14 protein-coding genes are annotated in these 13,157 nt (G+C 69.2%); 4 read left to right on the forward strand and 10 right to left on the reverse strand.

The features are described from left to right. The first annotated feature begins 14 nt into the window (after positions 1–14). The 3 genes from JWS13_RS13155 (at position 15) to JWS13_RS13165 (ending at position 2,705) form a co-directional block, all read left to right on the forward strand. Positions 15–1,175 (forward strand): enolase C-terminal domain-like protein, encoded by a 1,161-nt coding sequence (locus tag JWS13_RS13155; protein ID WP_206005905.1) that lies wholly within the window; start codon positions 15–17, stop codon positions 1,173–1,175. A gap of 72 nt (positions 1,176–1,247) precedes the next feature. Next, positions 1,248–2,045 carry an IclR family transcriptional regulator gene (locus JWS13_RS13160; protein WP_087560026.1) on the forward strand — a complete coding sequence of 266 codons (798 nt, stop codon included), beginning with the start codon at positions 1,248–1,250 and terminating at the stop codon, positions 2,043–2,045. 153 nt (positions 2,046–2,198) lie between these two features. Then, positions 2,199–2,705, forward strand: a complete 507-nt coding sequence (locus JWS13_RS13165; protein WP_206005906.1) for a metal-sensitive transcriptional regulator — start codon at positions 2,199–2,201, stop codon at positions 2,703–2,705. 19 nt (positions 2,706–2,724) lie between these two features. Here JWS13_RS13165 and JWS13_RS13170 read toward each other — a convergent pair whose 3' ends face one another. From JWS13_RS13170 to JWS13_RS13180, 3 genes are read right to left on the reverse strand one after another with little or no spacing between them, the layout of a single operon-like run. Beyond that, positions 2,725–3,402: a pyridoxine/pyridoxamine 5'-phosphate oxidase gene (locus JWS13_RS13170; RefSeq protein WP_206011582.1), complete on the reverse strand. Its 678-nt coding sequence runs from the start codon at positions 3,400–3,402 to the stop codon at positions 2,725–2,727. 37 nt (positions 3,403–3,439) lie between these two features. Continuing rightward, positions 3,440–3,859 carry a VOC family protein gene (locus JWS13_RS13175; protein ID WP_192581684.1) on the reverse strand — a complete coding sequence of 140 codons (420 nt, stop codon included), beginning with the start codon at positions 3,857–3,859 and terminating at the stop codon, positions 3,440–3,442. A 40-nt stretch (positions 3,860–3,899) separates the two neighbouring features. Next, positions 3,900–4,376 carry a nuclear transport factor 2 family protein gene (locus JWS13_RS13180; protein ID WP_015889488.1) on the reverse strand — a complete coding sequence of 159 codons (477 nt, stop codon included), beginning with the start codon at positions 4,374–4,376 and terminating at the stop codon, positions 3,900–3,902. A gap of 406 nt (positions 4,377–4,782) precedes the next feature. On the opposite strand from JWS13_RS13180, the gene JWS13_RS13185 reads away from it, so the two are divergent. After that, positions 4,783–6,276, forward strand: a complete 1,494-nt coding sequence (locus tag JWS13_RS13185; RefSeq protein ID WP_206005907.1) for an acetyl-CoA acetyltransferase — start codon at positions 4,783–4,785, stop codon at positions 6,274–6,276. A gap of 19 nt (positions 6,277–6,295) precedes the next feature. On the opposite strand, the gene JWS13_RS13190 is transcribed toward JWS13_RS13185, so the two are convergent. The 7 genes from JWS13_RS13190 to JWS13_RS13220 all read right to left on the reverse strand — a co-directional run bounded on the left by JWS13_RS13190 (position 6,296) and on the right by JWS13_RS13220 (position 13,151). Then, positions 6,296–8,080: an ABC-F family ATP-binding cassette domain-containing protein gene (locus JWS13_RS13190; protein ID WP_206005908.1), complete on the reverse strand. Its 1,785-nt coding sequence runs from the start codon at positions 8,078–8,080 to the stop codon at positions 6,296–6,298. Next, positions 8,080–9,015 (reverse strand): 4-(cytidine 5'-diphospho)-2-C-methyl-D-erythritol kinase, encoded by a 936-nt coding sequence (locus JWS13_RS13195; RefSeq protein ID WP_072941090.1) that lies wholly within the window; start codon positions 9,013–9,015, stop codon positions 8,080–8,082. The genes JWS13_RS13190 and JWS13_RS13195 overlap by 1 nt, the downstream gene beginning before the upstream one ends. A gap of 73 nt (positions 9,016–9,088) precedes the next feature. Beyond that, positions 9,089–9,742, reverse strand: coding sequence for an urease accessory protein UreD (locus JWS13_RS13200; RefSeq protein WP_206005909.1), 654 nt, complete (start codon positions 9,740–9,742; stop codon positions 9,089–9,091). Beyond that, the gene (gene ureG, locus JWS13_RS13205) at positions 9,742–10,431 is read right to left on the reverse strand and encodes an urease accessory protein UreG (protein ID WP_206005910.1); all 690 of its coding nucleotides are present in this window, start codon (positions 10,429–10,431) and stop codon (positions 9,742–9,744) included. Before ureG ends, JWS13_RS13200 begins: the two co-directional genes overlap by 1 nt. 55 nt (positions 10,432–10,486) lie before the next feature. Continuing rightward, positions 10,487–11,122: an urease accessory protein UreF gene (locus JWS13_RS13210; protein WP_420855047.1), complete on the reverse strand. Its 636-nt coding sequence runs from the start codon at positions 11,120–11,122 to the stop codon at positions 10,487–10,489. Continuing rightward, complete coding sequence (locus JWS13_RS13215; protein ID WP_206005912.1) at positions 11,119–12,840, reverse strand: urease subunit alpha; 1,722 nt, start codon at positions 12,838–12,840, stop codon at positions 11,119–11,121. Before JWS13_RS13215 ends, JWS13_RS13210 begins: the two co-directional genes overlap by 4 nt. Continuing rightward, complete coding sequence (locus JWS13_RS13220) at positions 12,837–13,151, reverse strand: urease subunit beta (RefSeq protein WP_124389274.1); 315 nt, start codon at positions 13,149–13,151, stop codon at positions 12,837–12,839. Before JWS13_RS13220 ends, JWS13_RS13215 begins: the two co-directional genes overlap by 4 nt. Positions 13,152–13,157 lie beyond the last annotated feature (6 nt).

Consider the following 13,157-nt stretch of genomic DNA (forward strand, 5'->3'; position numbering starts at 1 on the left):
GGAAGCGAATCATCATGTCCAGCGTGATCACAGAAGTCGCCGTGCAGGTTTTCAAGACGGAGGCACGCACCTCGGTCGACTCGTACGGTCATCGCCATCCCGGCCCGTCCGTGCCGACGACCGGGGCGCTCCTGCGGATCACCGACTCCGACGGCGTCAGCGGGTACGTCCTGGGCAAGCCGAACTACCTTCGGCAGGACCAGGTGGAGCAGCATTTCCGGCCCGTCCTGCTCGGCTCCGACCCGCTGGCGCGGGAAGCGGCGGACAAGAAGTGGGCGATCCGGCAGCGGACGCGGGCGGTCGAGCTGCCCGAACACACGTGCAGTTATCTGGACCAGGCGCTGTGGGACCTCGCGGGCAACAAGTTCGACACACCCGTGTGGAAACTGCTCGGCGGCGCGCGCACCGAGGTCAAGGCGTATGCCAGCACCATGTGCGGTGACGACATCGACGGCGGCCTCGCCACGCCGGAGGACTACGCGAACTTCGCCGTCGACCTGAAAAAGCGTGGCTACCAGGGCATCAAACTGCACACCTGGATGCCGCCGCTTCCGGACGCCCCCAGCCTGAGCCGTGACATCGACGCGTGCGCCGCGGTCCGCGACGCCGTCGGCGAGGACTTTTCGCTGATGCTCGACGGGTACCACTGGTATTCACGCACCGACGCCCTGAAACTCGGGCGCGAACTGGACCGGCTGAAGTTCGATTGGTTCGAGGAGCCGATGGACGAGTTCTCGCTGCGCTCGTACAAGTGGCTCGCCGACCAGATCGACACCCCGGTGATCGGCCCCGAGACGACGCCGGGCAGGCACCGGTCCCGTGCCGACTGGATCGCGAACGACGCGTGCGACATCCTGCGCGTCGGGGCCATGAACGGCGGTGGCATCACCCCGGCCCTGAAGACGATGCACATGGCCGAGGGCTTCGGCCTCGAGTGCGAGATCCACGGCAACGGCGCCCCCAACCTCGCGCTCGTCGGCGCCGCCAACAACGTCCAGTGGTACGAGCGCGGTCTTCTGCACCCGCACGTCGACTACGACTGGGTGCCGCCGCACCTGAAGTCCATCGTCGACCCCGTCGATGAGAACGGCATGGTGGCGATGCCACAGCGACCGGGTCTCGGCGAGGACATCGATCTCGAGTACATCGCGGCCAACCTCGTCGCGGAGTACTGAGTGCGACCCCTCGCCGCCACCGGGCACGGGTCAGTAGGTGATATCGCGTTCAGAATGAGAGATAGTGTCTTCATGGTGACAGAAGACACGCGTGGGGCGGCCCCGGAATCCCAACCGGTCAAATCCGCCGAACGCACCATCCACATCCTCGAGACGCTCGCCGCGTCGCCGACCCGCATGAGCCTCGGCGAGCTGCAGGAAGCGTGCAAATATCCGCGCTCGAGTCTGCACGCGCTCCTGCGTACGCTCAAGGATCTGCGGTGGATCGAGGCGGACGAGTCGGGTTCCCGCTACGGCATCGGCACCCACGCGCTGCTCACCGGCACGTCGTATCTCGACAAGGATTCGGTCGTGTCGAGGGCGGCGGCGGTGCTCGAGGCGCTCCGGTCGGAAGTCAGCCACACCGTGCACTTCGCGCGGCGCGACGAGGAAAGCGTCATCTACCTCGCCAGCCGCGGATCGAAGGTCGAGGTTCGGCGGATGCATCGCGTCGGCCGCAAACTGCCGTGCCACGTCACCGCACTCGGGCAGGCGCTTCTCGCCGAACTCACCACCGGCGAGGTCCGGGAGTTGCTTCCCGCCAAACTCGAACGGTTCACCGACAACACCATCGTCGATCTCGACGACCTCGTCACCGAACTCGGCGAGGTCCGCAACCGGGGGTGGGCCCTCGAACGGGAACAGGGCACGGTCGGCGTGGTGTGCATCGCCACTGTTGTGCCCTACCGGATCCCCGCCACTGACGCCCTGAGCGTGTCCATGCCCGCCGAGGTCGCGTCGTACCCGGGTGAGCTGGAGCGGATCGCCGGTGTGCTGACGAGGCACGCGTCCGCATGGGCCCGGGAATTGAGGGCGGAGGGGGTCCGCTGACGCGGCGTTCCGAGAGTCCGGCGGCGACAGGGCCGTGTCGTGCGCCGTCGAGGTGTGCGGCCCGCCGGACGCTGCTGGTAGCTTTCAGATCGAATCGAGCACACTGACGGGCTTTGCGCGGTACCCGTTTGGCCACGAGCAGGAAGCGAAACGATGGAGAACGGCATTTCCACGAACGGATCGGGCGGCAATGGCTCCGCGGGCACGAGCCCGGCGACGGGGTCCCCTTTCGCCGAACCGGGCACGGGCGGACTGACCGGCAGCAGCAACGGCAACGGCAAGTCCACGACCAGCTCCGCCGAGACGTTCACCTTCCCGCTGCCCACGCGCAGCTCGGGTTCGCACAGCACCGAGGAGCCGGCCGAGGCCTCCGACACGACGGCGTCGTTGGAATCTCGTGGACGCACCGTCATGCGCCGCAACGCGATGGGAGTGGCAGCCGTGCGAGTCGCGGGCCGTCTTGCACACACCGAACTCCTCGAGGAGCACCTCGCGTCGGCGAGCAGTCACTCCGCCGATCCGACCGTGGACGCCGACGAACTGCTGGCGCTGCTCGGCGAGTACCTCGTCGCGGCCGGGTTCGAACGCCCCGAGATCCACGCGAAACTGAACGGCCAGTCGATCGTCGTCGACCTGCGTTCGCCCTCGACCGCGCGCTGACCCCTGCCGCCGGGTGCGGTCAGGGCCACAGCACCTCACGGATCCACCGGTCCGCCTCCCGGCGGTAGAGCCGGCGCACGTGCCTGCGTCCGGGGTCCGCCTGCCAGAATTCGACACTGTCGGGGACGATGCACCATGCCCGCCAGTTCTCCGACACGAAGTCGGGGTCGGCCTCGATGCGGGCCACCGCCGCCGCGACCGTGCGTTCGTATTCGGCGGGATCGTCCAGCACCTCGCTCTGCCTGCTGGCGGCCGCCACGGCCCGCGCGGTGACCGACCGTTCGCGGAAGTCGCGTGCCGACAGTGCCGGCTCCCCCTCGACCACGGTGCCGCGCACCCGCACCTGCCTGCCCTGTTCGCGCCAGTAGAACGACAGTGCCGCAACGGGATTCGCGGCCAGGTCGCGACCCTTCGGCGAGCGAGTGTCACCCGAGAACCAGAAGCCCTGCTCCGTGACGTCCTTGAGGAGCAGGAAACGCGCGTCCGGATTCCCGTCGGCGTCGACCGTCGACAACGCAGCGGCGTGCGGTTCCGGAACACCGGCGTCCGCGGCCTCCTCGATCCAGTCGAGGAACAGCGCCGTCGGTGAATCCGGCAGCGTGTCGGCGGGCGCAGGTGTCGCGCCGCCGAGCGCCGGGAGGGCGCGGATCCAGGCGCGGGTGTCCGGAAACGACGAGCGGTCGGGTGCAGTCGGCATGTTCGGCATGAGCCGACACTAGCCGCGGCCGGATCGTTCAGTCGGACACGGCCGGATCGGCAGGCCCCACCAGCATCCAGCGATGACCGAACGGATCGATGAGGGTGGCGTTGCGGTGTCCGTGGCCCTCCGAGATCCAGCGTTCGACGGTGCCGCCGGCGTCGCGGGCACCCACCAGCACGGCATCGGGGTCGTCGACGGACAACATCAGGCTCACGGACGTCGAACCGGACTCCGGCGCGGTCAGACCCATCTCGGGGAATTCCTCCGCGAGATAGATCATGCCGGTCGGCAACCGCAGTTCCGCATGACCGACCCGGCCGTCGTCCATGACGATCGGCTCACCCACCACCCGGGCGCCGAACACCTTGGAATACCACTCGATCGCCTCGACACCGCGCCGCACCGTCAGGTACGGCAGCGCGCCGGGAACGGGGACTTCCGGCAACGTCGTCACCTCCCAGTGTCCGTGATGCGTCGAGTCCCAGTCTGCCCTCTCAGGCGGACGCCGGAGGTTGCAACATCGCCCATTTGTTGGAAGTGAGCCGGAAACTCGGGAAATCGGACAGCGCCGCAACCGATTCCCAGGTGCGTTCGTATCCGGTGTGCGTGATCCGCCAGTTGCCGTCGGCGCACCGAAGGTAACGATCGTGGTAATAGGCAGACCCGCGCAGCAGCATGCCGTCCTCGGGAATCAGCGTGGTGTCCGCGAGGAACCACACGCCGACGGCGGTGTCGCCGGTGACGGTGATTTCGGGTTGGCCGCACTGATGCTCGGTGATGACGTGTGTCCCGAGGGTGTTCTCGAGGAAGGACACGAACGAGTCACGGGAGTCGAACGTGAGGTATTCGCTGTACGTCGCGGTGACGTCCGGGACCATCGTGTCGGCGAACTCCACCCACGACTTCGTGTCGAGTGCACGTGAGTAACGGTGCTTGAGCTGCTCGATCTGTTTGATCGCTTCGAGATCCATGACCCCCGCCTCCTGTGCAGCGACATGCAAACCCTGGACTGCAGATTAGTCCGAGAATCTGCAGGTTCGCGTTGGATTCCCCCGTTTTGCCCGGATCATGCATATTCAGGCCGTGATCCGGGACACGAAAAGGTTACGAAATGACTGCATGGCCTGCGCTCCAGCACACACTCCACACTACCTTAGGCAACCCTCACCTGACAGTAGCGCGGTCTGGCGGGCGTTCCCGGAACTGCGATGCCCGAATCTCTTTGCCGCACAAGATTTTCAGTGATCATTATCGTATCGGGTCATACGGGAAGAGGCGACCACACCGAACGCCGGACACGATTGCTGTGACCCCGCCTCCACAGATACCTCGCCCCGCGCTACCGTGACGCCGAGAGGTCACACGAGAGGGGACTCCATGGATCCGGCCCGTATACCGGTGATCGTCGGTGTCGGCGACGTCGGCTCCGGCCGCGCGGGCGAACCGGCAGGCCCACGGGAACCGCTCGACCTGATCACCGACGCCGCGCGCGCCGCACTCGCCGACAGCGGATCCCCCGCCCTCGGTTCCCGGATCGACGCGATCCACGCGGTGAAGACCGTCAGCTGGTCGTACGACGACCTCCCCGGACTGCTGGCCGCCCGGTTGACGCTGCCGTCACCGCGGTCGAGCACGTCCCCGATCGGCGGACACTGGCCCGCGGCACTCCTCGACCGCATCGGCGACGACATCGCCGCGGGCCGGTCGTCGGCGGCGCTCCTCGTCGGCGGCGAATCGCAGGCGACCATGACGGCGCTCCGGAAGTCGGGCACCGATCCGGCGTCGCTGGGCTGGGAGTCGGCGCCGGGCGGCCCGCCAGCGTTCGACCCGGCGGATCTCGGGAGCCGGGCGATGCAGCGCGCCGGCCTGATCGTGCCGACCCGGGTGTACCCGTTGTTCGAGAACCGCGTGGCGCACGAATCGGGTCTCGGCCCCGGCGAATCCCTGACGGAATCGGCGCGGATGTATGCGGCGTTCTCCGAACTGGCGGCGAAGAACCCGGCGTCGTGGACGTCCGAGGTGCATTCCGCCGAGGACATCGCCGCGGTGGGTCCGGGCAACCGGATGGTGTGCGAACCGTATCCGCTGATGCTCAACGCCATGCCGTTCGTCGATCAGGCCGCCGCGGTGCTGGTGTGCTCCCTCGCCGTCGCCCGCGACCACGGTGTCCCCGAGGGACGCACGGTGTACCTGTGGGGCGGCGCAGGTGCCACCGATCCCGTGGACGTACTGAGCCGCAACGGTTTCGGCACCTCGGCGGCGATGACGGACGCGGTGCAGCGGGCGCTGTCGCGGGCCTCGGTCGACACTGCGGCACTGGACATCGTCGACGCCTACAGCTGCTTCCCGGTGGTGCCGAAGCTCCTGACCCGCACGCTCGGCCGCGGGGACCTCGTGCCGAGCGTGACGGGCGGCCACTCCTTCTTCGGCGGCCCCCTCAACAGCTACACGCTGCATTCGATCGCCGAGGTCACCCGCAGGCTCCGGGAGGACGGGGGAACAGCCCTGGTCCACGGCAACGGCGGATATCTGACGTACCAGCACGTCGTGTTGCTGGCCGGCGCCCCGCATCCGGGCGGATACGTCGGCGATCCGGAGCCGGCACACCTCACAGCGCAGGCACCGGAACTCGTCGCCGGATACGAAGGCCGAGCCGACATCGTCACCTCCACGGTGGAATACGGCCGCGACGGCGCCCCGGCGACCGGGTTCGTCGTCGCGCACACCCCCGACGGCCGGCGTCTCGCCGGCCACACGGGCGCCGAGGTGGCGGCCGCACTGTCCGCCTTCGCGCAGACCCCGGCGCGGTCGGCGATCGGGCGGTCCGTGCACGTCACCGATCGCGACGGCGTCCTGTCCCTGCGATTCTGACGGAGCTGGTCCAGGTCGGCTAATCCAGGTCGGCGGCCAGCTCCATCCACTGTTCCTCGGTGGCTTCCTTGTCCGCGACGACCTGCTTGAGCTCGGCGTCGAGCTTCTGCAGCTTGTCCGGATCGGTGGCGGCCTCCGCCAGCTTCTCGTGCAGCGTCCGTTCCCGGTCGTCCAGCTTCGCGACCGCACGCTCGAGCCGCGACAGTTCCTTGCGCGCGGCGCGTTCGGCCGCCCCGTCCCGCACCTGCTTGGGCGCGGACGCACCGGTCGCCGTCGACGCCACCGACGGCGCGCCGGTGTCGACCATTTTCGCGCGCCGACGCAGGTAGTCCTCGATGCCGCCGGGCAGGTTGGTCAGCTTGCCGTCGCCGAACAACGCCCAGGTGGTGTCACAGATGCGTTCGATCAGGTACCGGTCGTGGCTGATCACGACCATCGTGCCCGCCCAGCCGTCGAGGATGTCCTCGAGTTGCTGCAGGGTGTCGATGTCGAGGTCGTTGGTCGGCTCGTCGAGCAGCAGGACGTTCGGCTCCGACATCAGCACCCGCGTCAGCTGCAGCCGGCGACGCTCGCCACCGGACAGGTCACCGACCGGTGTGCGCTGCCGGGCGGGGGTGAAGCCCAGCCGTTCGGCGAGCTGCCCGGCCGACACCTCCTTGTCGCCCAACGTGATCCGCTCGGCGACGTCCTTGACGGCCTCGAGCACCCGCATGTTCGTCGGCAGGTCGTCGAGTTCCTGACGGAGCCAGCCGATGTGCACCGTCTGCCCCTGGATGCGTTTGCCGGACGCCGGCGAGATCTCCCCGGCGAGCGTGCGCAGGAGCGTCGTCTTGCCGGAGCCGTTGACGCCGACCAGACCGACACGCTCGCCGGGCGCCAGCCGCCACGTGAGGTCGTCGACGAGGACCCGGCCGTCCGGCGTCTCCAGGCGCGCGTCCTCGAGTTCGATGACGACCTTGCCGAGCCTGCGCTGCGCGAACGACGCCAGCGCCACGTTGTCGCGGGGCGGCGGGACATCCGCGATCAACGCCTCGGCGGCCTCGATCCGGTACTTGGGCTTGGACGTGCGGGCAGGTGCGCCGCGCCGCAGCCAGGCCAGTTCCTTACGGGCGAGGTTGCGGCGGCGTTCCTCGGACGCGTCGGCCTGCCGGGAGCGTTCCGCCCGGGCGAAGATCCAGTCGTTGTATCCGCCCTCGTAGCTTTCGACCCTGCCGCCCACCACTTCCCACGTGCGGTTGGCCACCGTGTCGAGGAACCACCGGTCGTGGGTCACGACCACCAGCGCGCTGCGACGGGTGACGAGATGTTCCGCCAGCCACTGCACACCCTCGACGTCGAGGTGGTTGGTCGGCTCGTCGAGCACCAGCAGATCGAGGTCCTGGACGAGCGCGGCCGCCAGCGCAACGCGTCGCCGCTCACCACCCGACAGTCCGTCGACCGACACCTCGAGACCGAGGTTGTCGATGCCGATGCCTGCCAGGATCGACCGGATGCGGGCGTCGCCCGCCCACTCGTGGTCGGCGACCCCGAGCGGTCCGAGCACCACGTCGCCGACGCTCGACCCGGGCGGCAGGACGCCTCGCTGGGTCACGACCGCCATCCGGAGGCCGCCGACCCGGCTGACACGCCCCGAATCGGGAGCCTCCACCCCTGCGAGCACCTCGAGCATGGTGGTCTTGCCACCGCCGTTGAGGCCGACGACGCCGATGCGTTCGCCTTCCTGCACTCCGAGGGATACCGAATCGAGCAGCGGCTTGATGCCGAAGGACTTCGATACCTGCTCGAGATTGATCAGATTCGCCATCAGTGCGATCCCTCCGCCGCGTCGTTGATTATTCGGGCGCCCGGTACGGGTCCGCTGGCGACTCGCACCGTGCGACACACCCCCGCACCTGCGAGTTCTGCGCTGACACGGACCGCGGCATCCGCTTCAGCACATAGAAAGGCACAGGTCGGGCCGGACCCGGAGACGATGCCGGCCAGGGCGCCCGCCGCGACCCCGGCACGCAGCGTCCGCCGCAGTCCCGGATTCAGCGACAGGGCGGCCGACTGCAGGTCGTTGCCCAGCAACGGGGCCAGCGTGGCGGCGTCGCCCGTCGTGAGGGCGTGCATCAGGTCTTCGGGTCCGCCGAGTCGTGGCGGATTCCCGTCGGCACGCAGCCGGTCCAGTTCCCGGAACACGGTCGGGGTGCTCAGGCCGCCCTTCGCGAGCGCGAGCACCCAGTGGAACGTGCTGCGGGAGAGCACCGGCAGCAGTCGCTCGCCGCGTCCGGTCCCGACCGCGGTGCCGCCGTGGAGGGAGAACGGCACGTCGCTGCCCAGTTTCGCGGCGAACCCGTCGAGTTCCTCCCGCGACAGGTCGAGCTGCCACAGCGCGTTCAGACCGACCAGCGTCGCGGCGGCGTCGGCGCTGCCGCCGGCCATTCCGCCGGCCACCGGGATGCCCTTGTCGATGGCGATCTCCACGTCGGGACGCCGCCCCGCTTCGGCGGCGAGCATCTCGGCGGCCTGCCACACGAGGTTGCCGCTGTCGGTGGGCACGACGCGGGCGTCCTCACCGCGGACCTTCACCGACAGCGTCTCCGCCGGGACCACGGACACCGTGTCGCCGAGTGAGAGCGCCTGGAACACCGTCTTCAGCTCGTGATAGCCGTCGTCCCGCAGGTCCCCGACGGCCAGATGCAGATTGACCTTGGACGGGGCCCTGACGACGACGGGGCGAGGAACGACGGAAAGCACAAGGGTAGAGCTTAGGCGCTCCCGGTACGGGTGCGGAAATGCGCACCATCACGCACTTTGCCGCTCACCTGCGTCACAGGCGCGGGCCGAGCCGGGTGGTGAGGCTGCCGCCGCGGGCGAGGGGCAGACGCGTCCGCGCCGACCGGATGTCACCTGCGACTTCCGCCGGCCGGTCGTCCGGGTACCGCAGTTCGCTGGTGACGGCCGCCGGACCGTCCAGCATGTCGTGCGAGACGGTGCCGACGCCGAGTTCCAACTGGTGCCGGAGCAGCGGCAGGTCGCCGAGATCGGCGTTGGTGACCCCGACCCAGCGTCCCGCGCTCTCCCCCGCCCGCCCGATCTGCACCCGCTCACGCAGCAGAAACGTCGCCGACTCCATGAGAGACACCGTCGTCTCGACGCGATGCTCCGCGCCACCCGCGACCACCGTGGGTTCCAGTGCGCAGTCGAGCACGGCGTCGTCCCCGACCTCCACCGACCACTGCGCGGTGGACTGCACCTCACCGCGGCCGGGCAGGGCCAGCGACGCCGCGACGCTGCGCAGCGTCAACCGGGCACCCGGCAGCACCCGGACGGTGATGTCCCAGTGGTCGCCGCCGAGCGGGGTCGCGGCGGTGCCGATCACGTGGACCGTGTCGCGGCCGGTGATCCGCGCCGCCAGTCCCCCGGCCGCGGAGATTCGCGGACTGCGATCGGGGGACGCGAGAATCGTCAGTTCGGTGCGCACTACTGGTGCACGGCGGCGAGCGTGCGCACCTGCTCCCGCACCCACTCCAGCGCCGGTCCGGACGACGGGTCCTCCGTCAACGAGATCAGTGCGGTGGGCCTGCCCTCGCGAACCCGCTCGGCGTCGCGGCGCATCACCCCGAGATCGGCCCCGACCATCGGTGCGAGGTCGGTCTTGTTGATCACGAGCAGATCCGAGAACGTCACACCGGGACCGCCCTTGCGGGGAACCTTGTCACCGCCGGCGACGTCGACGACGAAGATCTGCACGTCGATGAGGCCCGACGAGAACGTCGCGGTGAGATTGTCGCCGCCCGACTCCACCAGGATCAGGTCGAGCGGCGGGTTGGCCGCGATCAGGTCGTCGATGGCGTCGAGGTTGGCGGTGATGTCGTCGCGGATCGCCGTGTGGGGGCAGCCACCGGTCTGCACGGCGGCGATGCGTTCGTCCGGCAGCACGGCGTGGCGGCGCAGGAAGTCCGCATCCTCGGTGGTGTAGATGTCGTTGGTCAGCACCGCCAGCGACAACTCCTCGCGCAGTTGCCTACAGAGCGCGGCGACGAGCGCCGTCTTGCCCGACCCGACCGGGCCGCCGATCCCGATGCGGACCGGTTCCCCCGCCACCCGGACCCGGCGGGGACGGTCGTGGTGGTGGTCGTGCGGTTCTCCGTCGATGAAATGTGGTGGCATGGTTGATTTCTCCTTACTGGGTGCAGCGGCTGTCACGACACTGGGTACAACGCTGTCACGACACGAACAGGGGGCGGTCCCGCAGAACATGCCGTTCGGCGACGACGTCCAGGAACGGGTCGGACACGCTCGCGAGTCCGGTCACGCAACGGTCGGCGATGTCGTCGCACAGGTCGGCCAGCGCGAACGTGCACGCGGCGACCTGCGCGGGATCGAGAGCGAGCAGACGCTGCGCGGCGATCGCGGACCCGGTCATGGTGGTGTACACGAAGACCAGCGCCGCCTCCCGCGGTCCGACCCCGGTGACGGCTCCGACCATCCCCGACACCACCGGCAGGTGCGGACGCGGTCCGAGCGGCGACCAGTCGTGCCCGGCCCACGTGGTGCGGGCCAGCCGCAGCAGCCCTCGCCCCTGCGCCCGCGAAGACGACCGCGCCGCCGGGGACGGGGTGCGCGCGTCCATCTCGGCGTCGGCCCGTTCGGCGGTGAGCCCGCCCGCGCACACCGCCGCGGTGACCGATCCCCCGACGAGCCCGGCGGTCCGGATCCGCCGCCGCAGGAACGCTTCCGTCGTGGCGACGTCGCGAACCACACCGCCGGCGACGGCCTCCTCGATGCCGCCCGAATGCACGTGGCCGCCCGTGGGCAGCCTCGAGTCGGCGAGCGACATCAGGTGAGCGAGGCGCATCAGAACAGGAAGTATCGCTGGGCCATGGGCAGTTCCGTCGCCGGTTGCTCTTCCCACACCTCGCCGTCGATGCGGACCGTGAACGTGTCCGGGTCCACCTCGATCCGCGGCTGCGCGTCGTTGCGCGGCATGTCGGCCTTGCCCCGCGACCGCACGTTCGCGACCGGCACCAGTCGCCGGTTCAGGTCCAGCCGATCCGCCAGTCCGTCCTCGAGGGCGTGCGGTGCGACGAAGTGCACGGACGTGGCCGCCGCCGCCTTGGGGGCCGCCCCGAACATCGGGCGCGGCAGCACCGGTTGCGGAGTCGGTATGGACGCGTTGGCATCTCCCATCGCGGCCCACGCGATCATCCCGCCCTTGATCACCGCGTGCGGCCGGACACCGAAGAACGCCGGATCCCACAGCACCAGATCGGCGAGTTTGCCGACTTCGATCGATCCGATCTCGTCCTCGAGCCCGTGCGCGACGGCGGGGCAGATCGTGTACTTCGCGACGTAGCGCTGGACGCGCTGGTTGTCGGCACCGGCGTCGCCGGGCAGGAAACCCCGCCGGCGCTTCATCACATGCGCCGTCTGCCAGGTGCGCAGCACGACCTCACCGATCCGTCCCATCGCCTGCGAGTCGCTGCCGATCATGGAGATGGCGCCGAGGTCGTGCAGCAGGTCCTCCGCAGCGATGGTGGACGGCCGGATGCGGCTCTCCGCGAACGCCAGGTCCTCCAGGATCTTGGGGCTCAGATGGTGGCACACCATGAGCATGTCGAGATGCTCGTCGAGGGTGTTCACGGTGTGCGGCCGGGTCGGATTGGTCGAGCTGGGCAGGACGTTCGGGTGCGCGGCCACCGTGATGATGTCCGGCGCGTGGCCGCCGCCCGCCCCCTCCGTGTGATAGGCGTGGATCGCACGTCCGGCGATCGCCGCGAGCGTGTCCTCGACGAATCCCGCCTCGTTCAACGTGTCCGAGTGCAGCGCCACCTGCACTCCCGCGGCGTCCGCGACGGTGAGGCACGCGTCGATGGCCGCCGGAGTCGAACCCCAGTCCTCGTGCAGTTTGAACCCGGAGACACCGCCGCGCAACTGCTCCCACATCGACTCGGAGTTGACCGTGTTGCCCTTGCCGAGCAGGGCGATGTTCATCGGCCAGCCGTCGAGCGCCTCCAGCATCCGGGCGGTGTGCCAGGAACCGGGCGTGACGGTGGTGGCCTTGCTGCCCTCGGCAGGGCCGGTGCCGCCGCCGATCATCGTCGTGATGCCGCCGCCCAGCGCCTCGTCCATGATCTGCGGGCAGATGAAATGCACGTGGCAGTCGATACCGCCGGCGGTGAGGATCTTGCCGTTCCCGGCGATGATCTCGGTGGACGGTCCTACCACGAGATCGGGGTGCACGCCCGACATCGTGTCGGGGTTGCCCGCCTTGCCGAGCGCGACGATGCGTCCGTCCCGAATACCGACGTCCGCCTTGATGATTCCCCAGTGGTCGACCACCACCACGCCGGTGATCACCGTGTCGGGTGCGCCCTCGGCGCGGGTCGCGCGGCCCTGCCCCATGGACTCGCGCAACACTTTTCCGCCACCGAACACCGCTTCGTCGCCGGCCATTCCCGGCCCGCCGCTGCGGTCCTCGGTGATCTCGATCAGAAGGTCGGTGTCGGCGAGCCGGATGCGGTCGCCGGTCGTGGGACCGAACAGCTCCGCGTACCGTGCGCGGCTGAGATCGGTCATGACGCGTCCAGCTTTCCGGGAGGAGTGAGGCTCAGCCCGTGCACTTCCCGGGTTCCGCGCAGCGGTACGAGTGAAACCGTCTGCGCGATACCAGGTTCGAAACGCACCGCGGTGCCCGCGGGAATGTCCAGCCGCAGCCCGTGGGCGGCGGAACGGTCGAACCGCAGGGCGTGGTTGGCCTGCGGAAAATGAACGTGACTGCCGACCTGCACCGGCCGGTCACCGGTGTTGACCACCTCGAGTTCCGTGCGGGGAGAACCCTCGTTGAGCTCGATCACACCCTCGGCGCAGAAGACTTCACCTGGAATCACGGTCAC

The organism is Rhodococcus pseudokoreensis (assembly GCF_017068395.1).
Classification (GTDB): domain Bacteria; phylum Actinomycetota; class Actinomycetes; order Mycobacteriales; family Mycobacteriaceae; genus Rhodococcus_F; species Rhodococcus_F pseudokoreensis.

Bases quoted from the DNA above. Each gene is read 5' to 3' on its own strand.
- JWS13_RS13185 (WP_206005907.1), top strand. From the start codon at position 4,783: ATGGATCCGGCCCGTATACCGGTGATCGTCGGTGTCGGCGACGTCGGC.
- JWS13_RS13170 (WP_206011582.1), bottom strand. From the start codon at position 3,402: ATGCCGACTGCACCCGACCGCTCGTCGTTTCCGGACACCCGCGCCTGG.
- JWS13_RS13190 (WP_206005908.1), bottom strand. From the start codon at position 8,080: ATGGCGAATCTGATCAATCTCGAGCAGGTATCGAAGTCCTTCGGCATC.
- ureG (WP_206005910.1), bottom strand. From the start codon at position 10,431: ATGCCACCACATTTCATCGACGGAGAACCGCACGACCACCACCACGAC.
- JWS13_RS13215 (WP_206005912.1), bottom strand. From the start codon at position 12,840: ATGACCGATCTCAGCCGCGCACGGTACGCGGAGCTGTTCGGTCCCACG.
- JWS13_RS13180 (WP_015889488.1), bottom strand. From the start codon at position 4,376: ATGGATCTCGAAGCGATCAAACAGATCGAGCAGCTCAAGCACCGTTAC.
- JWS13_RS13160 (WP_087560026.1), top strand. From the start codon at position 1,248: ATGGTGACAGAAGACACGCGTGGGGCGGCCCCGGAATCCCAACCGGTC.
- JWS13_RS13155 (WP_206005905.1), top strand. From the start codon at position 15: ATGTCCAGCGTGATCACAGAAGTCGCCGTGCAGGTTTTCAAGACGGAG.
- JWS13_RS13165 (WP_206005906.1), top strand. From the start codon at position 2,199: ATGGAGAACGGCATTTCCACGAACGGATCGGGCGGCAATGGCTCCGCG.